25 protein-coding genes are annotated in these 25578 nt (G+C 58.5%); 20 read left to right on the top strand and 5 right to left on the bottom strand.

Features of this window, described 5'->3' with window-relative positions:
* Positions 1-15 precede the first annotated feature (15 nt).
* Positions 16-753 carry a tRNA1(Val) (adenine(37)-N6)-methyltransferase gene (locus KHQ28_RS16980; RefSeq protein ID WP_002914079.1) on the top strand — a complete coding sequence of 246 codons (738 nt, stop codon included), beginning with the start codon at positions 16-18 and terminating at the stop codon, positions 751-753.
* Here the strand turns inward: KHQ28_RS16980 and nadB are convergent.
* A complete protein-coding gene (gene nadB, locus KHQ28_RS16975; protein WP_004180927.1) occupies positions 738-2357 on the bottom strand; it encodes an L-aspartate oxidase in 1620 nt (539 codons plus the stop codon). The genes KHQ28_RS16980 and nadB overlap by 16 nt on opposite strands.
* A 328-nt stretch (positions 2358-2685) precedes the next feature.
* Here nadB and rseD point away from each other — a divergent pair, with 328 nt between their 5' ends.
* The 12 genes from rseD (at position 2686) to acpS (ending at position 12147) form a co-directional block, all read left to right on the top strand.
* Positions 2686-2781 (top strand): rpoE leader peptide RseD, encoded by a 96-nt coding sequence (gene rseD, locus KHQ28_RS29695; RefSeq protein WP_121980491.1) that lies wholly within the window; start codon positions 2686-2688, stop codon positions 2779-2781.
* Complete coding sequence (gene rpoE, locus KHQ28_RS16965) at positions 2778-3353, top strand: RNA polymerase sigma factor RpoE (protein ID WP_002914074.1); 576 nt, start codon at positions 2778-2780, stop codon at positions 3351-3353. The genes rseD and rpoE overlap by 4 nt, the downstream gene beginning before the upstream one ends.
* A gap of 32 nt (positions 3354-3385) precedes the next feature.
* Positions 3386-4036, top strand: a complete 651-nt coding sequence (gene rseA / locus KHQ28_RS16960) for an anti-sigma-E factor RseA (protein ID WP_002914072.1) — start codon at positions 3386-3388, stop codon at positions 4034-4036.
* Positions 4036-4992 carry a sigma-E factor regulatory protein RseB gene (gene rseB, locus KHQ28_RS16955; RefSeq protein ID WP_002914070.1) on the top strand — a complete coding sequence of 319 codons (957 nt, stop codon included), beginning with the start codon at positions 4036-4038 and terminating at the stop codon, positions 4990-4992. The genes rseA and rseB overlap by 1 nt, the downstream gene beginning before the upstream one ends.
* Complete coding sequence (gene rseC, locus KHQ28_RS16950; protein WP_004144354.1) at positions 4989-5468, top strand: SoxR-reducing system protein RseC; 480 nt, start codon at positions 4989-4991, stop codon at positions 5466-5468. The genes rseB and rseC overlap by 4 nt, the downstream gene beginning before the upstream one ends.
* A gap of 185 nt (positions 5469-5653) precedes the next feature.
* Entirely contained in the window at positions 5654-7453 is a 1800-nt protein-coding gene (lepA, locus tag KHQ28_RS16945; RefSeq protein WP_002914069.1) for a translation elongation factor 4, read from the top strand.
* A gap of 15 nt (positions 7454-7468) precedes the next feature.
* Positions 7469-8443 carry a signal peptidase I gene (lepB, locus tag KHQ28_RS16940; protein WP_002914067.1) on the top strand — a complete coding sequence of 325 codons (975 nt, stop codon included), beginning with the start codon at positions 7469-7471 and terminating at the stop codon, positions 8441-8443.
* Positions 8444-8692: 249 nt separating this feature from the next.
* Positions 8693-9373 carry a ribonuclease III gene (gene rnc, locus KHQ28_RS16935; RefSeq protein WP_002914065.1) on the top strand — a complete coding sequence of 227 codons (681 nt, stop codon included), beginning with the start codon at positions 8693-8695 and terminating at the stop codon, positions 9371-9373.
* Complete coding sequence (era, locus tag KHQ28_RS16930) at positions 9370-10275, top strand: GTPase Era (RefSeq protein ID WP_002914063.1); 906 nt, start codon at positions 9370-9372, stop codon at positions 10273-10275. The genes rnc and era overlap by 4 nt, the downstream gene beginning before the upstream one ends.
* Positions 10276-10286: 11 nt before the next feature.
* Positions 10287-11024 carry a DNA repair protein RecO gene (recO, locus tag KHQ28_RS16925; protein ID WP_002914062.1) on the top strand — a complete coding sequence of 246 codons (738 nt, stop codon included), beginning with the start codon at positions 10287-10289 and terminating at the stop codon, positions 11022-11024.
* Positions 11025-11035: 11 nt separating this feature from the next.
* Entirely contained in the window at positions 11036-11767 is a 732-nt protein-coding gene (pdxJ, locus tag KHQ28_RS16920; protein ID WP_032418486.1) for a pyridoxine 5'-phosphate synthase, read from the top strand.
* A complete protein-coding gene (gene acpS, locus KHQ28_RS16915) occupies positions 11767-12147 on the top strand; it encodes a holo-ACP synthase (protein ID WP_004144351.1) in 381 nt (126 codons plus the stop codon). The genes pdxJ and acpS overlap by 1 nt, the downstream gene beginning before the upstream one ends.
* A 12-nt stretch (positions 12148-12159) precedes the next feature.
* On the opposite strand, the gene KHQ28_RS16910 is transcribed toward acpS, so the two are convergent.
* Both KHQ28_RS16910 and KHQ28_RS16905 read right to left on the bottom strand, forming a co-directional pair.
* Complete coding sequence (locus KHQ28_RS16910) at positions 12160-12420, bottom strand: YfhL family 4Fe-4S dicluster ferredoxin (protein WP_004888420.1); 261 nt, start codon at positions 12418-12420, stop codon at positions 12160-12162.
* A gap of 56 nt (positions 12421-12476) precedes the next feature.
* Positions 12477-13325 (bottom strand): MurR/RpiR family transcriptional regulator, encoded by an 849-nt coding sequence (locus KHQ28_RS16905; protein WP_004144349.1) that lies wholly within the window; start codon positions 13323-13325, stop codon positions 12477-12479.
* 213 nt (positions 13326-13538) lie between these two features.
* Here KHQ28_RS16905 and yfhb point away from each other — a divergent pair, with 213 nt between their 5' ends.
* Both yfhb and tadA read left to right on the top strand, forming a co-directional pair.
* A complete protein-coding gene (yfhb, locus tag KHQ28_RS16900) occupies positions 13539-14174 on the top strand; it encodes a phosphatidylglycerophosphatase C (RefSeq protein WP_004180922.1) in 636 nt (211 codons plus the stop codon).
* Positions 14175-14236: 62 nt separating this feature from the next.
* Entirely contained in the window at positions 14237-14746 is a 510-nt protein-coding gene (gene tadA, locus KHQ28_RS16895) for a tRNA adenosine(34) deaminase TadA (RefSeq protein ID WP_004151991.1), read from the top strand.
* Here tadA and mltF read toward each other — a convergent pair.
* On the bottom strand, positions 14743-16359 hold the full coding sequence (gene mltF / locus KHQ28_RS16890) for a membrane-bound lytic murein transglycosylase MltF (protein WP_004144346.1): 1617 nt from the start codon (positions 16357-16359) through the stop codon (positions 14743-14745). The genes tadA and mltF overlap by 4 nt on opposite strands.
* 175 nt (positions 16360-16534) lie before the next feature.
* On the opposite strand from mltF, the gene purL reads away from it, so the two are divergent.
* The 5 genes from purL to glnB all read left to right on the top strand — a co-directional run bounded on the left by purL (position 16535) and on the right by glnB (position 24878).
* The gene (purL, locus tag KHQ28_RS16885; RefSeq protein WP_004185139.1) at positions 16535-20422 is read left to right on the top strand and encodes a phosphoribosylformylglycinamidine synthase; all 3888 of its coding nucleotides are present in this window, start codon (positions 16535-16537) and stop codon (positions 20420-20422) included.
* A 590-nt stretch (positions 20423-21012) separates the two neighbouring features.
* Positions 21013-22434, top strand: coding sequence for a HAMP domain-containing sensor histidine kinase (locus KHQ28_RS16880; RefSeq protein ID WP_002914044.1), 1422 nt, complete (start codon positions 21013-21015; stop codon positions 22432-22434).
* A gap of 29 nt (positions 22435-22463) precedes the next feature.
* Complete coding sequence (qseG, locus tag KHQ28_RS16875) at positions 22464-23150, top strand: two-component system QseEF-associated lipoprotein QseG (protein ID WP_032418487.1); 687 nt, start codon at positions 22464-22466, stop codon at positions 23148-23150.
* Positions 23137-24474, top strand: coding sequence for a two-component system response regulator GlrR (glrR, locus tag KHQ28_RS16870; RefSeq protein ID WP_032418490.1), 1338 nt, complete (start codon positions 23137-23139; stop codon positions 24472-24474). The genes qseG and glrR overlap by 14 nt, the downstream gene beginning before the upstream one ends.
* 65 nt (positions 24475-24539) lie before the next feature.
* Entirely contained in the window at positions 24540-24878 is a 339-nt protein-coding gene (gene glnB / locus KHQ28_RS16865; protein ID WP_002914032.1) for a nitrogen regulatory protein P-II, read from the top strand.
* 73 nt (positions 24879-24951) lie between these two features.
* On the opposite strand, the gene KHQ28_RS16860 is transcribed toward glnB, so the two are convergent.
* On the bottom strand, positions 24952-25578 hold a 627-nt coding region (locus tag KHQ28_RS16860), incomplete at its 5' end, for an FAD-binding oxidoreductase (RefSeq protein WP_228298274.1).

Here is a 25578-nt window from a genome sequence, read left to right as displayed (position 1 = left end):
GTAAGGTTATTGAGGATGTCTCAGTCGAAGTTTGCGCTGCCGCGCAATGGTTTTACCTTCAAACGGTTCTTTGTCGCTCACGATCGCTGCGCCATGAAGGTGGGTACCGACGGCATTTTGCTGGGTGCCTGGGCGCCGATTGCCGGAGTGAAGCATGTGCTGGATATTGGCGCGGGCAGCGGCCTGCTGGCGCTAATGCTCGCGCAGCGTACCGGAGATGATGTGCATGTCGAGGCGGTCGAACTGGACGAAGAGGCCGCCGCTCAGGCGCGGGAAAACGCCCTCGCGTCGCCGTGGGCTTCGCGGATTGAGGTCTGGCAGGCCGATATTCATCAGTGGCAGCCGTCGCAAACTCGACGCTATGAACTGATAATAAGTAATCCGCCCTTTTTTGCCGAAGGCGTGCCATGCGCGACCTCGCAGCGAGAGCAGGCGCGGTACACCACGACGCTCGATCACGCCTCCCTGCTGACCTGTGCCGCAGAGCATATTACCGAAGAAGGTTTTTTTTGCGTGGTGTTGCCAGTGGATATTGGTAATGCGTTCATCGAACGGGCAAGGGCGATGGGCTGGCATCTGCGACTGCGTACTGACGTGGCGGAGACCGAGCTGCGACCGCCGCATCGGGTGCTGCTGGCTTTCTCCCCGACGGCAGGGGAGTGTTTCAGCGACAGGCTGGCGATCCGCGGGCCAGAGCAGCAATATTCGGAAGGCTTTACCGCTCTGACCGAGGACTTTTATCTCTTTATGTGAGCCAGGGGCGAGAGTATCGACGGGCCGCTGTCAGGCAGCGGCTGCGGATAGTCGAGGGTATAATGCAGACCGCGGCTCTCCTTACGCAACATCGCGCAGCGTACGATAAGCTCCGCCACCTGCACCAGATTGCGCAGTTCCAGCAAATTATTCGAGACGCGGAAGCGGGCGTAATACTCATCCAGCTCCTGCTGGAGCATGGTAATGCGCCGCAGGGCGCGCTCCAGCCTGCGGGTGGTGCGCACAATCCCCACGTAATCCCACATCAGCAGGCGCAGTTCGTGCCAGTTGTGCTGGATAACCACCAGTTCATCCGGGATCTCCACCTGACTTTCATCCCATGCTGGCAGCGTGGCGACCTTCTGGGCGAGCGGCAGGCGCCGGGCAATATCCTCCGCGGCGGACCAGCCATAGACCAGGCACTCCAGCAACGAGTTCGACGCCATACGATTCGCGCCGTGCAGCCCGGTGTAGCTAACTTCGCCGATGGCGTATAAACCATCGACGTCGGTGCGGCCATTATCATCCACCATCACGCCGCCGCAGGTGTAATGCGCGGCGGGGACGACCGGCACCGGCTCTTTGGTTAAATCAATTCCCAGGCCGAGCAGCTTTTCATAAATCATCGGGAAATGCTGGCGAACAAACGCCTCGGGTTTATGGCTGATATCAAGGAACATGCAGTCCACGCCCAGGCGCTTCATTTCATGGTCGATGGCGCGGGCGACGATATCGCGCGGGGCCAGCTCGCCGCGCTCGTCAAAGTCCGGCATAAAGCGGGTGCCATCCGGGCGTTTAAGGTGGGCGCCTTCGCCGCGCAGCGCTTCAGTAAGCAGGAAATTACGCGCCTGGGGGTGATATAGCGCGGTGGGGTGGAACTGGTTAAACTCCAGATTCGCCACCCGACATCCCGCCCGCCAGGCCATCGCAATCCCGTCTCCGGAAGAGACGTCGGGGTTAGTGGTATATTGGTAAACCTTCGCGGCCCCGCCGGTAGCGAGTACTACGGCTTTCGCGCTGCAGGTTTCCACCCGCTCTTTATTACGATTCCAGATCCATGCCCCGACCACCCGGCGGGTGCCCGGCAGGCCAATCTTATCCGATACGATTAAATCGACGGCATTGCTGCGCTCAAGGATGCGGATATTAGGATGGGCAAGCGCTTTATCGACCAGCGTCGTCTCTACCGCTTTGCCGGTGGCGTCGGCGGCGTGAAGAATGCGCCGATGGCTGTGCCCCCCTTCGCGCGTGAGATGATAGCTCTCTTCGCCATTGGCCTGGACCTGGGTGTCAAACAGCACTCCCTGATCGATAAGCCACTGGACGCATGATCGGGCGTTGCTGGCGACGAAGGTGACCGCATGACGATCGCAGAGCCCCGCGCCGGCGATGAGGGTATCTTCGACATGGGATTCAATACTGTCCGTCTCATCGAAGACGGCGGCAATCCCACCCTGGGCGTAGAACGTCGAACCTTCGCTGATCGGCCCTTTACTCAGCACTGTCACCGAACTGTGCTCAGCCAGGCGCAGGGCAAGGGAAAGACCGGCAGCGCCGCTGCCGATAATCAACACATCACAAGAGAAGTCAGGAGTGGTATTCATTGTCTTTGTTTAATTTACTAAACACATTTAGCTCACAATAGCACCGGTCCGTGAGGAATCGTACAATTTTTTTGTCTGCTGTTGTGACGGCTAAACAAAAGGCGAACGGAAACGGCGTCTTGCGCGCTGAAAATGAGACGCGGGGCAGGTTGATGGCATTGGATTTTATAGTGAAATAAACGGCGTGTTACGATACCCTTCAGACGGGCCTGCGCTTTTTCTTATTGACTTACCTATCGTTTAGCAACCTGGGCATATAATGATTGATAACGATCTGCCGCCGTTGCCAGACAAAAAACAAAAAGCGTAACGGAACTTTATTGTTTTCATGCACTCCAACAGTCAGCTTGCTCATAATGCAGATTTTGGGTGGTGTTTTGAAGACGCATGGGAATTGGGTTTGGGGAGACATTACCTCGGATGAGCGAGCAGTTAACGGATCAGGTCCTTGTTGAACGGGTCCAGAAAGGAGATCAGAAAGCGTTTAATTTGCTGGTAGTGCGCTATCAGCATAAGGTCGCGAGCCTGGTTTCCCGCTATGTACCGCCGGGCGATATCGCTGACGTTGTTCAGGAATCGTTCGTTAAGGCATGGCGTGCGCTGGACTCTTTCCGGGGAGATAGCGCTTTTTACACCTGGTTATACCGTATCGCCGTCAACACGGCGAAGAATTATCTGGTTGCTCAGGGGCGCCGTCCGCCGTCCAGCGATGTTGACGCCAACGAGGCGGAAAACTTCGAAAGCGGCGGGGCGTTGAAAGAAATTTCGAACCCTGAGAACTTAATGTTGTCAGAAGAACTGAGACAAATAGTTTTTCGTACCATTGAATCGCTCCCGGAAGATTTACGCATGGCAATTACGTTACGGGAGCTGGATGGCCTGAGCTATGAAGAGATAGCCGCTATCATGGATTGTCCGGTTGGGACGGTGCGTTCGCGTATCTTCCGGGCGCGAGAAGCTATTGATAATAAAGTTCAACCGCTTATCAGGCGTTGACGATAGCGGAATACTGGAAAAGGGTATCAGGCATGCAGAAAGAAAAACTTTCGGCTTTAATGGATGGTGAAACGCTGGATAACGAACTGCTCAACGAGCTGAGTCGTTCTTCTGAGATGCAAAAAACCTGGGAGAGTTATCACCTTATCCGCGATACGCTGCGTGGCGATACCGCTGAGGTGCTGCAATTTGATATCTCCGCCCGGGTGATGGCCGCCATTGAAAATGAGCCCGTTCGTCAGACGGCTCCGCTTATTCCTGAATCTCAGCCCGCACCGCATCAGTGGCGGCAGATGCCGTTCTGGAACAAGGTGCGTCCGTGGGCCAGCTCCCTGACTCAAATGGGCGTTGCCGCCTGCGTATCGCTTGCGGTTATCGTCGGCGTCCAGCACTATAATGGTCAGTCTGATTCCGCTCAGCAGCCAGAAGCGCCGGTGTTCAATACGCTGCCCATGATGGGTAAAGCAAGCCCGGTAAGTCTTGGCGTGCCGGCTGACGCGTCAGCGGGAAGCGGCCAGCAGGCGCAGGTCCAGGAACAGCGCCGCCGAATTAACGCCATGCTGCAGGACTACGAACTGCAGCGCCGCCTGCACGCTGAGCAGCTTCAGTTTGGCCAGGCCCAGACTCAGCAGGCCGCAGTCCAGGTACCGGGCTATCAAACTTTAGGAACGCAATCGCAGTAATGAAGCAACTTTGGTGTGCCATGTCGCTCATGGCAGGCAGCCTGTTGTTCTCTGTCAACGCCTCGGCTGATACATCGTCCGGGGCGTTGTTGCAGCAGATGAACCTGGCCAGCCAGTCTCTCAATTATGAGCTGTCTTTTGTTAGCATCAGCAAACAAGGCGTTGAGTCGCTGCGCTATCGTCACGCGCGACTGAACAACCAACCGCTGGCGCAGTTGCTGCAGCTGGACGGTCCGCGCCGGGAAGTGGTCCTGCGCGGCACGGAAATCAGCTATTTTGAACCCGGTCTCGATCCGTTCACCCTGAACGGCGACTATATCGTCGATTCGCTGCCATCGCTGGTATATAGCGATTTCAAACGCCTCTCCGCGGCGTATGATTTTATTTCCGTGGGCCGTACCCGTATCGCTGACCGCCTCTGCGACGTGATCCGCGTCGTGGCTCGCGACGGCACGCGCTACAGCTTTATCGCCTGGCTGGATGCTGAAACCAAGCTGCCGCTACGCGTCGATTTGCTCGACCGCGACGGGGAAACGCTGGAGCAGTTCCGGGTCGTCTCCTTCAACGTTGGCGATAACGTCAGCGCCAGCATGGAGACGCTGGCAAAAGCGAATTTGCCGCCGCAGCTGTCGGTGCCTGAAGGAGGCGACAAAGCTAACTTCAACTGGGCGCCGACGTGGCTCCCGCAGGGCGTGACTGAGGTTTCCAGCAGCCAGCGCCGTCTTCCCACCTTTGACGGTCCGGTAGAATCACGTCTCTATTCCGACGGCTTGTTCAGCTTCTCGATCAATATCAACCGCGCCACGGCGGCCAGCAGCGACCAGCTGTTGCGCACCGGCCGACGCACCGTCAGCACGACGGTGCGCGATAACGCGGAGATAACCGTAGTGGGCGAGCTGCCGCCGCAGACGGCGAAGCGTATCTCTGACAGTATTAAATTCAAGGCAGTACAATGATTAAAGAGTGGGCTACCGTGGTTTCCTGGCATAACGGCGTGGCGCAGGTGCACTGCGACGTTAAAGCCTCCTGCAGCAGCTGCGCCTCCCGTGCCGGCTGTGGTAGCCGGGTGCTAAACAAGCTGGGGCCGCAGACCAGCCATACCATTAGCGTGCCCTGCGAGCAGCCGTTGGCCGCGGGGCAAAAAGTGGAGCTGGGGATCGCTGAAAGCAGCCTGCTGGGCTCAGCGATGCTGGTGTATATGGCGCCGCTGGCGGGGCTGTTTGTAATGGCGTCTATTTTTCAGGTGCTGTTTGCCAGCGATATTGCGTCACTTTGCGGCGCGCTGCTGGGCGGCGTCGGCGGCTTCCTGGTGGCGCGCGGTCTGTCGCCGCGACTGGCGGCACGTCAGTCCTGGCAGCCGGTGATTTTGAACGTCGCACTGCCGCCGGATCTGCTGCGTGTTGATACGCCTTCCTCCGACATGGGCCAGTGATTTCACTGGCCCTTATCTTTATTTACCTTTCCTGTTACAACGCCACAATTTCTGCGGGTATGCTGGATCTAACAGCATTTCCTGGTTTCGCGGATGTAGTGTAGAATGCGGCGTTTTCGGATTAAAAAACGTCAGGCACAGTACAGCGGCCTCATGATACTCGTAAGGCATAATTAACTCTAAATATGAAGAATATACGTAACTTTTCGATCATCGCTCACATCGACCACGGTAAGTCGACGCTGTCTGACCGTATCATCCAGATTTGCGGTGGCCTTTCTGATCGTGAAATGGAAGCCCAGGTTCTGGACTCCATGGATCTTGAGCGCGAACGCGGGATCACCATCAAGGCGCAGAGCGTCACCCTGGACTATAAGGCCAGCGACGGTGAGACCTACCAGCTGAACTTTATCGACACCCCGGGCCACGTAGACTTCTCTTATGAAGTTTCCCGTTCTCTTGCCGCGTGCGAAGGCGCGCTGCTGGTGGTAGACGCCGGGCAGGGGGTAGAAGCCCAGACCCTGGCCAACTGCTACACCGCCATGGAGATGGATCTCGAAGTGGTTCCGGTACTCAACAAGATCGACCTGCCTGCGGCCGACCCTGAGCGCGTAGCGGACGAGATTGAAGATATCGTCGGGATCGACGCCCACGACGCGGTGCGCTGCTCAGCGAAAACCGGCGTCGGCGTGACCGACGTGCTGGAGCGTCTGGTGCGCGATATCCCGCCGCCGGAAGGCGATCCGGACGCGCCGCTGCAGGCGCTGATTATCGACTCCTGGTTCGATAACTACCTCGGCGTGGTGTCGCTGGTGCGGATTAAAAACGGCACCATGCGCAAGGGCGACAAGATCAAGGTCATGAGCACCGGCCAGGTGTATAACGCTGATCGTCTGGGCATCTTCACCCCGAAACAGGTTGACCGTACCGAGCTGAAATGCGGCGAGGTAGGCTGGCTGGTCTGCGCGATCAAAGACATCCTCGGCGCGCCGGTGGGCGATACCCTGACCGCCGCCCGCAACCCGGCAGACAAAGCGCTGCCTGGCTTTAAGAAGGTGAAACCGCAGGTGTATGCCGGCCTGTTCCCGGTGAGCTCCGATGATTATGAAGCTTTCCGCGACGCGCTGGGCAAACTGAGCCTTAACGATGCCTCTCTGTTCTACGAGCCGGAAAGCTCTACCGCGCTGGGCTTCGGCTTCCGCTGCGGCTTCCTCGGCCTGCTGCACATGGAGATCATTCAGGAGCGTCTGGAGCGTGAATACGATCTCGACCTGATCACCACCGCGCCGACGGTAGTCTACGAAGTAGAGACCACCTCCAAAGAAGTTATCTACGTCGACAGCCCGTCCAAGCTGCCGCCGCTGAATAATATTCAGGAGCTGCGCGAGCCGATCGCCGAGTGTCACATGCTGCTGCCGCAGGAATTCCTCGGCAACGTGATTACCTTGTGTGTCGAGAAGCGTGGGGTGCAGACCAACATGGTTTACCACGGTAAACAGGTGGCGCTGACCTATGAAATTCCGATGGCGGAAGTGGTTCTCGACTTCTTTGACCGCCTGAAGTCCACCTCCCGCGGCTATGCGTCGCTGGACTACAACTTCAAACGCTTCCAGGCGTCGAACATGGTACGCGTCGATGTGCTGATCAACGGTGAGCGCGTCGATGCGCTGGCGCTGATCACCCACAACGATAACGCGCCGTATCGCGGCCGCGAGCTGGTGGAAAAGATGAAAGATCTGATTCCGCGTCAGCAGTTCGATATCGCGATTCAGGCGGCCATCGGTAACCACATTATCGCGCGCTCTACGGTGAAACAGCTGCGTAAAAACGTCCTGGCGAAATGCTACGGCGGCGACGTCAGCCGTAAGAAAAAGCTGCTGCAGAAGCAGAAAGAAGGTAAGAAGCGTATGAAGCAGGTCGGTAACGTTGAGCTGCCGCAGGAAGCGTTCCTCGCCATTCTGCACGTTGGTAAAGACGGCAAATAACCCTAAGGAGTTGGCATGGCGAACATGTTTGCCCTGATCCTGGTGATTGCAACCCTGGTGACGGGCGTTTTATGGTGCCTGGACAAGTTCATTTTTGCACCGAAACGTCGTGAACGTCAGGCCGCTGCTCAGGCAGCGACCGGCGAGCAACTGGACAAGAAGACGCTGAAGAAAGTCGGCCCGAAACCGGGCTGGCTGGAAACCGGCGCATCGGTTTTCCCGGTGCTGGCGATCGTTCTGGTGGTACGTTCATTTATTTATGAGCCTTTCCAGATCCCTTCAGGTTCGATGATGCCAACGCTGCTCATCGGCGATTTTATTCTGGTGGAGAAATTTGCCTACGGCATTAAAGATCCTATCTACCAGAAAACGCTGATCGAGACCGGCCATCCGAAGCGCGGCGACATCGTGGTGTTTAAATATCCGGAAGACCCGCGTCTGGACTACATTAAGCGCGCGGTGGGGTTACCGGGTGATAAGGTCACCTACGATCCGGTTGCCAAACAGGTCACTATTCAGCCGGGCTGCAGTTCCGGACAGGCCTGCGGCAACGCGCTGCCGGTGACCTATTCCAACGTGGAGCCGAGCGATTTTGTTCAGACCTTCTCCCGCAGCAACGGCGGCGAAGCGAGCAGCGGTTTCTGGCAGTTGCCGAAGGGCGAAACCAAAGCCGACGGCATTCGTCTTACCGAGCGTCAGGAGACGTTGGGCGACGTGACGCACCGAATTCTTATGGTGCCGATTGCCCAGGATCAGGTTGGGATGTACTACCATCAGTCCGGTCTGCCGCTGGCCACCTGGATTGTGCCGCCCGGTCAGTACTTCATGATGGGCGACAACCGGGATAACAGCGCCGACAGCCGGTACTGGGGCTTTGTGCCGGAAGCCAACCTGGTCGGAAAAGCAACCGCTATCTGGATGAGTTTTGAAAAGCAGGAAGGTGAATGGCCGACCGGCGTGCGGTTATCGCGCATTGGTGGAATTCATTAATTTCCTCTGCTGAATTCACGTCGCTGCTGTTATCGCAGCGGCGTGAATTATTTAGTATTTAAATCCATTCAAACTAACGACATCCCGTGTCGTTGCGTATAGAATATCCCCCCGAAGTTTTTGGTTGTCGCTCTGCCGGGTGACACTGCACACGAAAGCGTATTGGTCTGTTTCAAATTACTGTTTGAAGCGAATGCTCAGGTCGGTTTCGTGTGCTGCATCTTTGACGCATTCATTTATTGGTAACGCATGAACCCCATCGTAATTAATCGGCTTCAACGAAAGCTGGGCTACACTTTTCATCATCAGGAGCTGTTGCAACAGGCATTAACTCACCGCAGTGCCAGCAGCAAACATAATGAGCGCCTGGAATTTTTAGGTGACTCCATTTTAAGTTTCGTGATCGCGAATGCGCTGTATCATCGCTTTCCTCGTGTCGATGAAGGCGATATGAGCCGTATGCGCGCGACGCTGGTGCGCGGCAACACGCTGGCGGAGATCGCCCGCGAGTTTGAGCTGGGCGAGTGTCTGCGCCTCGGGCCGGGAGAGCTGAAAAGCGGCGGTTTCCGTCGCGAATCGATTCTCGCGGATACCGTTGAAGCGTTAATTGGCGGGGTTTTCCTCGACAGTGATATTCAGAACGTTGAACGCTTAATCCTCTCCTGGTACCAGACCCGTCTGGACGAAATCAGTCCGGGCGATAAGCAAAAGGATCCGAAGACGCGTCTGCAGGAGTATCTGCAGGGACGTCATCTGCCGCTGCCGTCTTACCTGGTGGTCCAGGTTCGCGGCGAAGCGCACGATCAGGAATTTACTATCCACTGCCAGGTCAGTGGCCTGAGTGAACCGGTGGTTGGCACAGGTTCCAGCCGTCGTAAGGCGGAGCAGGCTGCCGCCGAACAGGCGCTGAAAAAGCTGGAGCTGGAATGAGCGAAGAAAAAAGTTATTGTGGGTTTGTCGCCATCGTGGGTCGTCCAAACGTTGGCAAATCCACGCTGTTGAACAAGCTGCTTGGGCAGAAGATCTCGATCACCTCCCGTAAAGCGCAGACCACCCGTCACCGCATCGTCGGTATCCATACCGAAGGGCCGTATCAGGCGATTTACGTTGATACTCCGGGCCTGCATATGGAAGAGAAGCGTGCCATTAACCGCTTAATGAACAAAGCGGCCAGCAGTTCGATTGGCGACGTGGAACTGGTCATCTTCGTGGTGGAAGGCACTCGCTGGACGCAGGACGATGAGATGGTGCTCAACAAGCTGCGCGACGCGAAAGCGCCGGTGATCCTCGCGGTCAACAAGGTGGATAACGTGCAGGAAAAAGCGGATCTGTTACCGCACCTGCAGTTCCTCGCCAGCCAGATGAATTTCCTCGATATCGTACCGATCTCAGCGGAAACCGGCACCAACGTTGATACCATCGCGGCGATCGTGCGTAAGCATCTGCCGGAAGCGATCCATCACTTCCCGGAAGATTATATTACCGATCGCTCACAACGCTTTATGGCCTCCGAAATCATCCGTGAAAAACTGATGCGTTTCCTCGGCGCTGAGCTGCCGTACTCCGTCACCGTGGAAATCGAACGTTTCGTCAGCAACGAGCGCGGCGGTTACGATATCAACGGCCTGATCCTCGTCGAGCGCGAAGGGCAGAAAAAGATGGTGATTGGCAACAAAGGCGCCAAAATTAAAACCATCGGTATCGAAGCGCGTAAGGACATGCAGGAGATGTTTGAAGCGCCGGTGCACCTCGAGCTGTGGGTGAAAGTGAAATCCGGCTGGGCCGATGACGAGCGCGCTCTGCGCAGTCTCGGTTACGTTGACGACCTCTGAGTTAACGCAACGTGGATGGATGGCAGCGCGCCTTTGTCCTGCATAGCCGTCCGTGGAGCGAAACCAGCCTGATGCTGGACGTCTTCACGGAAGAATCCGGTCGTGTGCGCCTGGTTGCCAAGGGCGCACGCTCCAAACGCTCTAATCTCAAAGGCGCTTTACAGCCCTTTACCCCCTTGCTGGTTCGCTTCGGCGGTCGCGGCGAAGTCAAAACCCTGCGCAGCGCGGAAGCCGTTTCGCTGGCGCTGCCGCTCAGCGGCATCACCCTCTACAGCGGTCTCTACGTTAACGAGCTTATCTCCCGCGTGCTGGAGCACGAAACACGTTTCTCCGAACTCTTTTTCGACTACCTGCACTGCATTCAGGCGCTCGCCGGGGCCAGCGGCTCGCCGGAGCCCGCGCTGCGGCGTTTTGAGCTGGCGCTGCTCGGGCACCTGGGGTATGGCGTGGATTTTCTCCACTGCGCCGGGAGCGGCGAGCCGGTAGACGACACCATGACCTACCGCTATCGTGAAGAAAAAGGCTTTATTGCCAGCCTGGTGATTGATAACAACACGTTTACCGGGCACCATTTGAAAGCATTGGCGAGTCGCGAGTTTCCTGATGTTGATACGCTGCGCGCCGCGAAGCGCTTTACCCGTATCGCCCTGAAGCCCTATCTCGGCGGCAAACCGCTCAAGAGCCGGGAGTTGTTTCGCCAGTTTATGCCCGCGCGAAAGGCGCGAGCCGATAATACGAATAATGATTAACGAGGATTGTCATGGCTGAATTATTGTTAGGGGTCAATATTGACCATATCGCGACCTTGCGTAACGCCCGCGGCACCGCTTACCCGGATCCGGTTCAGGCGGCTTTCATTGCCGAACAGGCCGGCGCCGACGGCATTACCGTGCATCTGCGCGAAGACCGTCGCCATATTACCGATCGCGATGTGCGTATCCTGCGCCAGACGCTGCACACCCGCATGAATCTTGAAATGGCGGTCACCGAAGAGATGCTGACGATCGCCTGCGAAACCAAACCGCACTTCTGCTGCCTGGTGCCGGAGAAGCGTCAGGAAGTGACCACCGAAGGCGGGCTGGACGTCGCCGGCCAGCGCGACAAGATGCGCGATGCCTGTCAACGCCTGGCGGATGCCGGCATCCTGGTCTCCCTGTTTATCGATGCGGATGAAGCGCAGATCAAAGCGGCGGCGGACGTTGGCGCGCCCTATATCGAAATCCACACCGGCTGCTATGCCGATGCCAAAACCGACACCGAGCAGGCCAGGGAGCTGGAACGTATTGCCAAAGCGGCCACCTACGCCGCCAGCCTCGGGCTGAAGGTGAATGCCGGCCACGGTCTGACCTACCACAACGTGAAAGCGATTGCTGCGCTGCCGGAAATGCATGAGCTGAATATCGGTCACGCGATTATTGGCCGTGCGGTGATGAGCGGCCTGAAAGAGGCGGTGGCGGAAATGAAGCGTCTGATGCTGGAAGCGCGCGGCTAATGGCCATTCTCGGGTTGGGTACCGACATCGTCGAGATCGCCCGCATCGAAGCGGTGATCGCCCGCAGCGGCGATCGCCTTGCCCGCCGGGTGCTGAGCGACCATGAATGGAGCATCTGGGAGCAGCACCAGCAGCCGGTGCGTTTCCTGGCGAAACGCTTTGCGGTCAAGGAAGCGGCGGCGAAAGCGCTGGGAACCGGGATCCGTAACGGGCTGGCGTTTAACCAGTTCGAGGTTTACAACGACGAGCTGGGCAAGCCGAAGCTGCGGCTATGGGGTGAAGCAAACCTTTTAGCTGAACGCATGGGAGTAAGCGCTATTCACGTTACTCTCGCTGATGAACGCCACTACGCCTGCGCCACGGTGATTGTCGAAAGCTAGCCAGGAGGGCGGTTAAATTTTATCCGCGTGGTGCATCAGCACGAATTTATCCCACAGCTGTTCTTCACTCTCGACGTGTGCCGGATCTTTCAGGATCGTATTCGGGATCGGGCACACTTTCTGGCAGGTTGGCGTGTCGTAATGACCCACGCACTCGGTGCAGCGGTCGCTGTTAATTTCATAAATGCTCTCACCCATCGAAATGGCCTCATTCGGGCACTCCGGCTCGCACATATCGCAGTTGATGCATTTTTTGGTAATTAACAGCGCCATCAGGAAAGTCTCAGAAACAACACAAACAGGGCGGGCATTATACGCCCATTTTCTGCTCAGACCAGCTTTTTCACCAGCGCTTCGCTATGGCGAATGCGCTCCGGCGCCCGCTCCAGATCCTGCTGCACCAGCCCCATAAACAGCAGATCGGTGAGCATCATTTGCGCGCTGGTGGAGGAGATGGCCGCGCTGCGCGTCGCCTGCTCTTCGGCGATAGTATACAGGCAGTGGGTCGCCTGCTGTTGCAGGGCGTTCGGGCTAAACCCGGTAATCGCCAGGATCTTACAGCCGACGCGCAGCGCTTCACCGGCCGCCATATTGATCTCCCGGCGCTCGCCGGAGTAAGAGATCGCCAGCAGAAGATCGTCGCTGGACATGGCCTGCACCGTCGCCAGCAGGGCATGCATATCCTGCTCAGAAACAGCGTTGATGCCGATCTTCATCAGCTTCCAGCTAAAGTTACGCGCCACCAGGCCGGAGGCGCCAATCCCGGTGACGATCACTCGCCGGGCGTTGCGCAGCAGCGTGACGGCTTCCCGTAGCGTCTCTTCAGTGTTGACGTCCAGCGAGGCATGCATGGCGGCGACATTGTCTTTAATCAGTTTCTCGCCGACCAGACGCAGCGGATCGTCACCGCGAATGTGGTTATGCACCGGGACGGAGTGCGGATCCGGGCTACTCGCCAGCGCTTCACTAAGGGCCAGCTTCAGCGCCGGAAAGCCTTTGAATCCCAGCTTCTGGGCAAATTTAACCACGCTGGACTGACTCACACCGGCTTCCGCTGCCAGCTGCTGCGAGCTGAGGTGCCGGGTCTCATCGGGCTGGCTCAGAATATAATCGGCCAACTTTTTGTCGCTCGCCGCCAGGGTGGGATAGCGCTGACGAATACGCGTTAAACAGTTCATTGGAGCTCCGCTGGAGCCGTCCGGCTCGTGACTGACAGAATTTTTATTCGATTATAAGGGGTATACCATGAATTAAAAATTCTTAAGCCACAATTTTTCCTTCGCCTGCTACTTTAATTCTTTCTTAACGGCAGGGGATGTTTTCCCTCGACATGGCGTCAGGCTGTTAAGCTTACCCTAACGAGAAGCGAGTTCTGAGATAAAGGAGGCAGTTTGCAGCACACTGAACGGAGAGTGGTGTTTTTCGATCTGGACGGAACCTTACACCAACAGGATATGTTCGGCAGTTTTCTGCGCTATCTGCTGCGCCATTTGCCGCTGAACCTGTTGCTGGTGGTGGCGATGGGGCCGGTGATCCTTGCCGGGCTGGCAGTGAGCGGACGGGCGGCGCGCTGGCCGATGAGCCTCCTGCTGTGGGCGACAACCTTTGGCCGCCGCGAGGCGGTGCTGAAGCGGCTGGAAGCGGAGTTTGTCGGCTGGTTTCGCCATCATGTGACGGCGTTTCCGGTAGTTCATGCGCGGCTTACCGCCTACCTGACCAGCACCGATGCCGACGTCTGGTTGATCACCGGCTCGCCGCAGTCGCTGGTGGAGCAGGTCTATCGCGATACCCTCTGGTTGCCGCGGGTGAATCTGATAGCCAGCCGCACCGCGCGCCGCTGGGGCGGCTGGGTATTGACCCTGCGCTGCCTGGGGCATGAAAAGGTGGTACAGCTGGAGAAAAAGATTGGCGCCCCGCTGCGGCTGTATAGCGGCTATAGCGATAGTGAGCAGGATAATCCATTGCTCGGCTTTTGCCAGCATCGCTGGCGGGTAACCCCTCAGGGAGAGCTTCAGCAGCTGGAGTAATAGTGTGTAATTGATAGCGCCCATGTATAATGCGCCCCGCTTTTTCTGCTGGAGTGGCCGCTGTGTCTGACCTCGAACTCAATGATGAATACTGGATGCGTCATGCCCTGACGCTGGCGAAACGCGCCTGGGAAGAGGGCGAGGTGCCGGTGGGCGCGGTGCTGGTGCATAACAATCAGGTCATTGGCGAGGGCTGGAACCGGCCGATAGGCCGTCACGACCCCACCGCCCATGCGGAGATTATGGCCTTACGCCAGGGCGGACTGGTGCTGCAAAACTACCGCCTGATCGACGCCACGCTGTACGTGACCCTCGAGCCCTGCGTCATGTGCGCGGGCGCGATGGTGCACAGCCGTATCGCCCGCCTGGTGTTTGGCGCCAGGGATGCCAAGACCGGCGCAGCCGGCTCGCTGATGGATGTTCTGCACCACCCGGGAATGAACCATCGGGTTGAGATTAGCGAAGGCGTGCTGGCAGAGTCCTGCTCTGCCATGCTGAGCGACTTCTTCCGCTGGCGGCGGGAAGAGAAAAAAGCGCTGAAGAAAGCCCGGGCGCAGACTGGGGAAAGTTAATACAGGTGGCCGGGGAGTTTCATCCGGGCATTATCCATCTGCTTATCGGCGCGAAACTTGAAAAAGGGCAGGGTGGTCTCCTGCGGCTGTTCGAGCTCATTGGGGAGCACGGCCGGGTAATCCTCCGCCAGGGCCAGCGTTTGCTGCTGCTGGCGCTCCTTCTCTGACAAATAGCCGACAAGGCTTATCTGATATTTGCGGATGTTTTCCACATAGGCGTAGGCCTCATGGCCGCGGGCATAGCCGTATTTTAGTTTGCTGTAATAGGGTTTCTGGCTCAGCAACGGTAAACGCAGCTTAACGTCCGCCCAGCTGTTAGGATTGCCTTTCTGTTTGCGGGTGAGCGCCATGGCGTCCAGCATATGGGCATAACCCATATTATAAGCGGCCAGCGCAAACCAGATGCGTTCATCTTTCGGGATCGAATCCGGCACTTTATCCATCATATCCTGCAGGTAGCGCATGCCGCCGTCGATACTCTGCGCCGCATCGGTGCGGTCGGTTAGACCCAGGCTTTGTGCCGTATTGCGTGTGAGCATCATCATACCGCGCACGCCGGTGGGGGAGGTGGCCTGCGGATCCCAGTGGGATTCCTGCCAGGCGATGGCGGCCAGCAGGCGCCAGTCAATCTCGCGGGCGTATTTTTCAAACAGCGGCTGCACCTCCGGAAGAATATTTTCCACCGCGCGCAGGAAGGTGCGGGTATCGACATAATCGAAATCGTTGCCGTGGCCGAGGTACTTCTCCTCGAGGCGCGCCAGCGTCCCGTCTTCATTGATGTTGTTGAAGAAATCAAGCATTGCCGCCGACAGCGAATTATCGTCGTCCCGGGCGCTAAACCAGGTGACCGGCTGTTCGTCGGTGATATCGAGGGCCACCGCCAGCTCCGGATGGACGCGCTGAAACAGGCTGACGGCCACCGAGTCAGCGATGGTGTAATCAAGTTTACCGTCAATCACCGCCTGCATCAGCGCCGTGGTACCGCGTTTTTCGTCCACGCGCCAGGCAAGATCCGGGTATTTCTCAGCTTTTAAGGTCTGCAGGTCGTTGATCGCCACGTGGCCCGGAGCGATAGTGAGCTGCTCGGCGGTCAGCGCCGCGAGGGTGCGCGGCCGGGTATTGCCGACGCGGTAGACCAGCTGTTGCGAAACGGAATAGTAGGTGGGGCCGGCCTGATAGTTTTTCACTCGCTCCTGGTTATAGACCAGTCCGGCGGCCAGCATATCGGCCTGACCGTCGTCGAGGTCGTCAAACAGCTGGCTGATGTTTTGCCGGACGGTTATCTTAAGCGTTACGCCAAGGTAGTCGGCAAACTGCTTCGCCAGTTCATAATCCAGACCGAACGCTTTATTGTTCATGGTGGCGAAGGTCATTGGCGAGTTGATAGTGCTGATGCGCAGCTCGCCGCGAGCGATAATGCCCGCCACCCGGTTCTCGGGTTTACCAGACCAGGGGATCGACGGCCACAGGGCCGCCGCCAGCAAAAGGGTGACAATGCCGATCAGCAGATAATTAATCTTTAATTTTTTCAGAGAGTTAATCTTCTGCAGCTTCAGGTTCCTCAGCAGGCGATGTCCGGAAAAAACGCAAGGTTGTCGTCGAATGTGCGGCATTCTGCTTAATAATGCGCCAGTTGGCAACTTATTCGCGATGGTCGTCACATTTATTGATAAACAGCATCAATGATTTTATTTCTACGCAAACGGTTTCGTCGGGGCGCAGGATTCACTATAATGACGCCCGTTTCCCCCCCTGGCTCACCCTGAAAGCTTCGAAGACGAGAGACTTATGATGGAAATTTTGCGTGGTTCACCTGCACTGTCGGCATTCCGTATTAATAAACTGCTGGCACGATTTCAGGCGGCCAACCTTCCGGTAAGCGCCATATATGCCGAATATATTCATTTTGCCGATCTGAATGCCCCGCTGAGCGCTGACGATCGCGAGCGCCTGGCGCGACTGCTTCAGTATGGCCCGAGCTTAAGCAGCCATACCCCTACCGGTAAATTACTGCTCGTGACCCCTCGCCCTGGCACCATCTCTCCCTGGTCTTCTAAAGCTACCGATATCGCTCACAACTGCGGTCTGGCGCAGGTTGTGCGTCTTGAGCGCGGCGTGGCGTATTACGTTGAAGCCTCAACCCTGACCGAAGCGCAGTGGGCCGCGGTGGCGGCGGAGCTGCACGACCGCATGATGGAGAGCGTCTTCGACGAGCTGGAAGCGGGCGAGAAGCTGTTTGCTCACCATCAGCCGACGCCGGTGACCAGCGTCGACCTGCTGGGCGAAGGGCGTCAGGCGCTGATTGACGCCAACCTCCGTCTGGGTCTGGCGCTGGCCGACGACGAAATTGACTACCTGCAGGATGCGTTTACCCGCCTGGGACGCAACCCGAACGATATCGAGCTGTATATGTTCGCCCAGGCGAACTCAGAGCACTGTCGCCACAAGATTTTCAACGCCGACTGGATCATCGACGGCGAACAGCAGCCGAAGTCGCTGTTCAAAATGATCAAAAACACCTTTGAAAAAACGCCGGACTACGTGCTGTCGGCCTATAAAGATAATGCCGCGGTGATGGAAGGGTCTGAAGTCGGGCGCTATTTCGCCGACCATCAGACCGGACGCTACGACTTCCATCAGGAGCCGGCGCACATTCTGATGAAGGTGGAAACCCATAACCACCCGACGGCCATCTCTCCATGGCCAGGCGCGGCAACCGGCTCCGGCGGCGAAATCCGCGATGAAGGCGCCACCGGCCGCGGCGCGAAGCCGAAAGCGGGCCTGGTGGGCTTCTCGGTTTCCAACCTGCGTATCCCGGGCTTCGAACAGCCGTGGGAAGAAGATTTCGGTAAACCGGATCGTATTGTCACCGCCCTGGACATCATGACCGAAGGCCCGCTGGGCGGCGCGGCGTTTAACAACGAATTTGGTCGTCCGGCGCTGAACGGCTACTTCCGCACCTATGAAGAGAAAGTCACCAGCCACAATGGCGAAGAGCTGCGTGGCTACCACAAACCGATCATGCTGGCCGGCGGTATCGGCAACATCCGCGGTGAGCACGTGCAGAAGGGCGAGATTACCGTCGGCGCGAAGCTGATCGTGCTGGGCGGCCCGGCGATGAACATCGGCCTCGGCGGCGGCGCGGCGTCTTCTATGGCCTCCGGCCAGTCCGATGCCGATCTCGATTTCGCCTCCGTACAGCGTGACAACCCGGAAATGGAGCGCCGCTGTCAGGAAGTGATCGACCGCTGCTGGCAGTTGGGCGACGCCAACCCGATCCTCTTTATCCACGACGTTGGCGCCGGCGGTCTCTCCAACGCTATGCCGGAGCTGGTGAGCGACGGCGGCCGCGGCGGTAAATTCCAGCTGCGCGATATTCTCAGCGATGAGCCAGGGATGAGTCCGCTGGAGATCTGGTGTAACGAATCGCAGGAACGTTATGTTCTGGCGGTCGCTCCGGAGCAGCTGCCGCTGTTCGACGAACTGTGCCGCCGCGAGCGTGCGCCTTATGCCGTTATCGGCGAAGCCACCGCTGAGCAGCATCTGAGCCTGAGCGACAGCCACTTTAACGATCAGCCGATCGACCTGCCGCTGGACGTCCTGCTCGGCAAAACGCCGAAAATGACCCGCGACGTGCAGACTCTGAAAGCTCAGGGTAGTGCGCTGGATCGCCAACCGATTACCCTTGCCGATGCGGTTAACCGCGTTCTGCATCTGCCGACGGTGGCCGAGAAAACCTTCCTCGTCACCATCGGCGACCGCACCGTGACCGGTATGGTCGCCCGCGACCAGATGGTTGGCCCGTGGCAGATCCCGGTGGCCAACTGCGCGGTGACCACCGCCAGCCTCGACAGCTACTATGGCGAAGCGATGGCGATGGGCGAGCGCGCCCCGGTCGCCCTGCTGGACTTCGCGGCCTCTGGCCGTCTGGCGGTCGGCGAAGCGCTGACCAACATCGCCGCCACGCAGATTGGCGAGCTGAACCGCGTGAAGCTGTCGGCTAACTGGATGGCCGCCGCCGGCCACCCGGGTGAAGACGCTGGCCTGTATGAGGCGGTGAAAGCGGTGGGCGAAGAGCTGTGCCCGGCGCTGGGCCTGACCATTCCGGTCGGTAAAGACTCGATGTCGATGAAAACCCGCTGGCAGGAAGGCAGCGAGCAGCGCGAGATGACCTCCCCGCTGTCGCTGGTCATCTCTGCCTTCGCCCGTGTCGAAGATGTCCGTCATACCGTCACGCCGCAGCTTTCGACGGAAGATAACGCCCTGCTGCTGATCGACCTCGGTAAAGGGCACAACGCGCTGGGCGCGACGGCGCTGGCGCAGGTCTATCGCCAGCTCGGCGACAAGCCGGCTGACGTGCGCGATGTCGCGCAACTGAAAGGCTTCTGGAATGCGATGCAGGCCTTGGTGGCGCAGCGTAAACTGCTGGCCTACCACGACCGCTCCGACGGCGGTCTGCTGGTCACCCTGGCGGAAATGGCCTTTACCGGCCACTGCGGCGTGGAAGCGGATATCGCCGCGCTGGGCGACGACCATCTGGCCGCGCTGTTCAACGAAGAGCTGGGGGCGGTGATTCAGGTCCGCGCCGCAGACCGTGAGGCGGTGGAAGCCATTCTGGCGGTTAACGGCCTGGCGGACTGCGTGCATTACCTCGGTAAAGCGGTTGAGGGCGATCGCTTCGTGCTGACCGCCGGCGGTCAGACGGTGTTCAGCGAAAGCCGCACCACGCTGCGCATGTGGTGGGCGGAAACCACCTGGCAGATGCAGCGTCTGCGCGACAACCCGGCCTGCGCCGATCAGGAGCATGAGGCGAAAGCCAATGATGCCGACCCGGGCCTCAATGTGAAGCTCTCGTTTGATATTAACGACGACGTCGCCGCCCCGTACATTGCCACCGGCGCGCGGCCGAAAGTGGCCGTCCTGCGCGAGCAGGGGGTGAACTCCCACGTTGAAATGGCGGCCGCCTTCCATCGTGCCGGCTTTGACGCCATCGACGTGCATATGAGCGACCTGCTGGCCGGCCGGACCGGTCTGGGCGATTTCCATGCCCTGGTAGCCTGCGGCGGCTTCTCCTACGGCGACGTGCTGGGCGCGGGCGAGGGCTGGGCGAAGTCGATTCTGTTCAACGAGCGCGTGCGCGATGAGTTCGCGACCTTCTTCCATCGTCCGCAGACGCTGGCGCTCGGCGTGTGCAACGGCTGTCAGATGATGTCCAACCTGCGCGAGCTGATCCCGGGCAGCGACCTGTGGCCGCGCTTTGTGCGCAACCAGTCTGACCGCTTTGAAGCGCGCTTTAGCCTGGTGGAAGTGACGCAAAGCCCATCCCTGCTGCTGGAAGGCATGGTTGGCTCACGGATGCCGATTGCGGTCTCCCACGGCGAAGGTCAGGTGGAAGTGCGCGACAGCGCGCATCTGGCCCAGCTGGAGAGCAAAGGTCTGGTGGCGCTGCGCTTCGTGGATAACTTCGGCAAAGTGACCGAAACCTATCCGGCGAACCCGAACGGTTCCCCGAACGGTATCACCGCGGTGACCAGCGAAAGCGGGCGCGCGACCATCATGATGCCGCACCCGGAACGCGTCTTCCGCACCGTAAGCAACTCCTGGCACCCGGAGAACTGGGGCGAGGATAGCCCGTGGATGCGTATCTTCCGTAACGCGCGTAAACAGCTGGGTTAATCTTCCCGCCGCGCTTCACGCGAACGTATCAGCCCCCTGCCTGACAGGGGGCTTTTTTTTATCTGTGATGGTCGGCACGCCAGGGTGTCGGGAATTGCCGACAACTGCGATATTGTAGTGTCGTCAATAGGCGACACTTAAGTTATTGATTTAAATGATGAGTAATCGGTAGCCTATTTGGTGTCGCTAAATAGCGACAATGCGGGTGAAAAATAAACAGTGGTAGTACGACTGTTCCTGCGGTTAAAGCCATATATATCAATATGTTAATAAAATGTTTTGAGAGCTGGCATAGTTCATGCATAATATTAACCAGTGGCTCATTCACCTTCTTATGTCAGCCCCTTCGGGACGCGCTACATAAACTTCGAATGACGCACAAACAGGTGCCTGCCGTCCAACTCCTGATAACAGCCTGGCTTTATCAGACATCGGGCGAAACGTCGAGTAAGGCACCGCCTCATTCCTGAACAAAGCCAGGCCTTGCGCCTGGCTTTGTTGTTTCTGCGGCGCAGCACTCAGCGGTAGCGCTTTTCTCCGGCGCGCTCCTCAGTTAGCATCGACCAGAGCTAATGATTGAGACAACATCCTTGAAGCGACTCTCTCTTTTCCCCCGTTCGCTGCGTCAGCTGGTGACGCTCTCTTTTGTGCTGATCCTGCTGCCATTGCTGGTGCTGGCCTGGCAGGCCTGGCAGAGCCTGAACGCCCTCAGCGCCCAGGCGGCGCATATTAACCGTACCACCCTGGTCGACGCCCGACGCAGCGAGGCGATGATCAATGCCGCACTGGAGATGGAGCGCAGCTATCGCCAGTACTGCGTGCTGGACGATCCGACGCTGGCGCGCGTCTATCAAAACCAGCGGCAGCGCTACAGCCAGATGCTGGACGCCCACGCCGGCGTGCTGCCGGACGAGAAGCTCTGGCAGGCGCTGCGTCAGGATGTCAGCGATCTGGCGCAGCTGCAGTGTAAAAATAGCGGACCCGATGCCCAGGCAGCCGCCAGACTGGAAGTTTTCGCCAGTAATAACAGCGATATGGTGCAGGCGACCCGGGCGGTCGTCTATTCTCGTGGCCAACAGCTGCAGCAGGAGATAGCCGAACGCGGCCAGTTTTTCGGCTGGCAGGCGCTGGTGCTGTTTCTGCTGAGCCTGGCGCTGGTGCTACTCTTCACCCGCATGATTATCGGCCCGGTGAAAGGCATCGAAAGAATGATCAATCAGCTGGGGGCAGGGAAGTCGCTGGACGACGCCGCATTGTTTACCGGCCCGCGCGAGCTGCGATCGGTGGGCAAGCGCATCATCTGGCTCAGCGAGCGCCTGGCGTGGCTGGAGTCGCAGCGGCATCAATTTCTTCGTCATCTGTCGCATGAGCTGAAAACCCCGCTGGCCAGTATGCGTGAAGGTACCGAGCTGTTGGCCGACCGGGTCGCCGGGCCACTGACCCCTGAGCAGCAGGAGATCGTCGAGATCCTCGACAGCAGTAGCCGTAACCTGCAAAAGCTGATTGAACAGCTGCTGGACTATAACCGAAAACAGGCCGACGGCCCGGTGGCTCGCGAAGCGGTAGACCTGGTGGACCTGGTGGAAAACGTCGTGGCGGCGCACAGCCTGCCCGCGCGGGCTAAACTGATGCATACCGAACTGACGCTGCAGGCGCGGCGTTGCCTGGCAGAGCCTGCGCTATTGATAAGCGTAATGGATAATCTCTACTCCAATGCGGTGCACTATGGCGCTGAATCCGGTAACATCCGTATCCATAGCTACCGGCACGGAGAGCAGGTGCGTATTGATGTCGCCAACAGCGGCGAACCGATCCCGGCCGCGGAAAAAAATATGATATTCGAGCCTTTTTACCAGGGGAGTCACCAGCGTAAAGGGGCCGTTAAGGGCAGTGGACTGGGGTTGAGTATCGCCCGCGACTGCGTCCGGCAGATGCAAGGGGAGCTCAGCTTAGTTGATGCGCCCGCCGGGCAGGTCTGTTTTCGCATTACGCTTCCCTCAGCGCCGGAATAATCCAACTTATGAATCAATATCGGGGAACTATGTCCCAATTCCTGGCCTGGCGCCGTTCCCTCAGTGGATGGCTGCTTTCAGGCATTGCTTGTCTTACGCTGGCGGGGTGTTCCGCCGGCTTTTCACCGCATACCGCGGAAGGTACCGCCGCCCCCGGGCAGGCGCAGCATCAGGTGGCCGATTTTGTCGTGGTAGACTGCGCGGATATCTGGGCGCACAGCAGCGATGCCAGCGACAAAAATCCCCTCTACTGGCTGCGGGGCATTGACTGTGCCGATCGCCTCGCGCCGGCGCAGGCGCGGGCGGAGGCGAAACGCCATACCGACGACAGCTGGCAGGACGCGTTCCGTCGCGGCATCCTGCTTGCTGATGCTAAAATTACCCCTGAGGAGCGCCGCGACCTGGTGGCGCGTCTCGATACCTTCAGCCCGCAAATCGCCGTTCAGGTCCGCCCGCTGTATCAGCTCTGGCGCGACGGCCAGACCCGTCAGCTGCAGCTGGTGGAAGAGCGTGCCCGTTACGCTAAGCTTCAGCAGTCCAGCGATAGCGAACTGGAGACACTGCGTCAGCAGGAGCTGGCGCTGCGCGAGCAGCTGGAGCTGACCACCCGCAAGCTGGAGAACCTGACGGATATCGAACGCCAGCTCTCCAGCCGCAAGCCGGGCGGCAATTTCGGCAGCGAAAAAGTGCCGGAGGTGATCCATGACGATCCGTAAACCGGCGCGTTTACTGCTGGTGGATGACGATCCGGGACTGTTGAAGCTACTGGGCATGCGCCTGGTCAGCGAAGGCTACAGCGTGGTCACCGCCGAGAGCGGGCCGGAAGCGCTGCGCGTGCTGGGGCGTGAGAAAGTGGATCTGGTGATTAGCGATCTGCGGATGGATGAAATGGACGGCCTGCAGCTGTTTAGCGAGATCCAGAAGGGCCACCCCGGCATGCCGGTGATCATTCTCACCGCTCACGGTTCGATTCCCGACGCCGTGGCGGCTACCCAGCAGGGGGTGTTCAGCTTCCTGACCAAGCCGGTCGATAAAGATGCCTTATATAAAGCCATTGATGAGGCGTTGGAGCAGCGCTCGCCGGCCACCGACGAAGCCTGGCGCCAGGCGATTGTAACCCGCAGCCCGCTGATGCTGCGCCTGCTTGAGCAGGCCGGGATGGTGGCGCAATCGGATGTCAGCGTACTGATTAATGGCCAGAGCGGGACCGGGAAGGAGATCGTCGCCCAGGCGATCCACAACACCAGCCCGCGTCATGATAAGCCGTTCGTGGCGATCAACTGCGGCGCGCTGCCGGAACAGCTGCTCGAATCCGAACTGTTTGGCCATGCGCGGGGCGCTTTTACCGGCGCGGTCAGTAACCGTGAAGGATTATTCCAGGCCGCTGAGGGTGGTACGCTGTTTCTCGACGAGATCGGTGATATGCCGGTTGCGTTGCAGGTGAAGCTGCTGCGCGTCCTGCAGGAGCGCAAGGTGCGCCCGCTGGGCAGCAACCGCGATATCGAAATCAACGTGCGGATTATCTCCGCCACCCACCGCGACCTGCCGAAGGCGATGGCCCGCGGCGAGTTTCGTGAAGACCTGTTCTACCGCCTCAACGTAGTGAACCTGAAAATACCGCCGCTCTCCGAACGCACGGAAGATATTCCGCTGTTGGCCAACCATCTGCTGCGTCAGTCTGCCGATCGCCATAAGCCGTTTGTCCGGGCGTTTTCCAGCGATGCGATGAAGCGGCTGATGGCCGCCAAGTGGCCGGGCAACGTACGCCAGCTGGTGAACGTGATCGAGCAGTGCGTGGCCCTGACTTCGTCGCCAGTGATCGGCGACGCGCTGGTTGAGCAAGCGCTGGAGGGCGAGAACACGGCGCTGCCGACCTTCGTGGAGGCGCGCAATCAGTTTGAGCTGAACTACCTGCGCAAGCTGCTGCAAATTACCAAGGGCAACGTCACTCACGCCGCGCGGATGGCAGGGCGCAACCGCACCGAATTCTATAAGCTGCTGTCGCGCCATGAGCTCGACGCCAACGACTTTAAAGAGTAGCTCCGCACTATAGCGCAAGTTATGATACGGTAAGCAACCGGTTACGCGATTAAGACAGGAACCCCATGAAAAAGATTGATGCGATTATTAAACCTTTCAAACTGGATGACGTGCGTGAAGCGCTGGCCGAAGTCGGCATCACCGGGATGACGGTAACGGAAGTGAAAGGCTTTGGCCGCCAGAAAGGGCACACCGAACTGTACCGTGGTGCCGAGTATATGGTCGATTTTCTGCCGAAAGTAAAAATTGAAATTGTGGTGACCGACGATATCGTCGATACCTGTGTGGATACCATCATCCGTACCGCACAGACCGGTAAAATCGGCGACGGTAAAATCTTTGTCTTCGACGTGGCGCGGGTCATTCGTATTCGTACCGGCGAAGAAGACGACGCGGCGATTTAACGCTCGCCGCTCGCTGCAGTATTGCCGGGTGGCGCTGCGCTTACCCGGCCTACAAATCCCCGCGCGTCGGGGCTTACAGCACCTTATGCGGGCCGAAGCATTCGTAATGAATGTTGTCTTTGTTGACCCCTAATTCGACCAGCTGCTTCGCTGCAAACTGCATAAACGCTACCGGGCCGCAGAGATAATACTGCATCTGCGGGTCGCGAATATTGTCCGCCACTGCTGCTAAATCCATCAAACCTTCGCTATCAAAACGTCCAGCCTGACGGTCGGCCTCAGTCGGGGTGCGATACCAGACGTGAGAGGTAAAAGCCGGCAGCGCCGCGCCGAGCGCCTTCACTTCATCGGCAAAGGCGTGAACGTCGCCATTTTCCGCCGCATGGAACCAGTTCACCTGACCCTGATGACCGCTCTTCGCCAGCGCATCCAGCATCGCCAGCATCGGCGTTTGCCCGACGCCGCCGGAGAGCAGAGTGACCGGCGTCTGCGGCTTAACGTTAAGGAAGAAATCTCCCGCCGGGGCGGCCAGATAGACCACATCGCCTTCGCTGGCATGGTTATGCAGCCAGCTGGAAACCTGACCGCCTTCCTCGCGTTTAACCGCAATGCGGTAGCCTTTGCCGTCCGCTTTGCGGGTCAGGGAATACTGGCGGATTTCCTGATATTCGAAGCCTTCCGGTTTCAGCCAGATGGCCAG

This window comes from Klebsiella sp. 28 (genome assembly GCF_018223905.1).
GTDB classification, from domain to species: domain Bacteria; phylum Pseudomonadota; class Gammaproteobacteria; order Enterobacterales; family Enterobacteriaceae; genus Klebsiella; species Klebsiella pneumoniae.
Note: the sequence above shows the minus strand (reverse complement) of the source record. Positions and strands in the feature narration are given on the sequence as shown.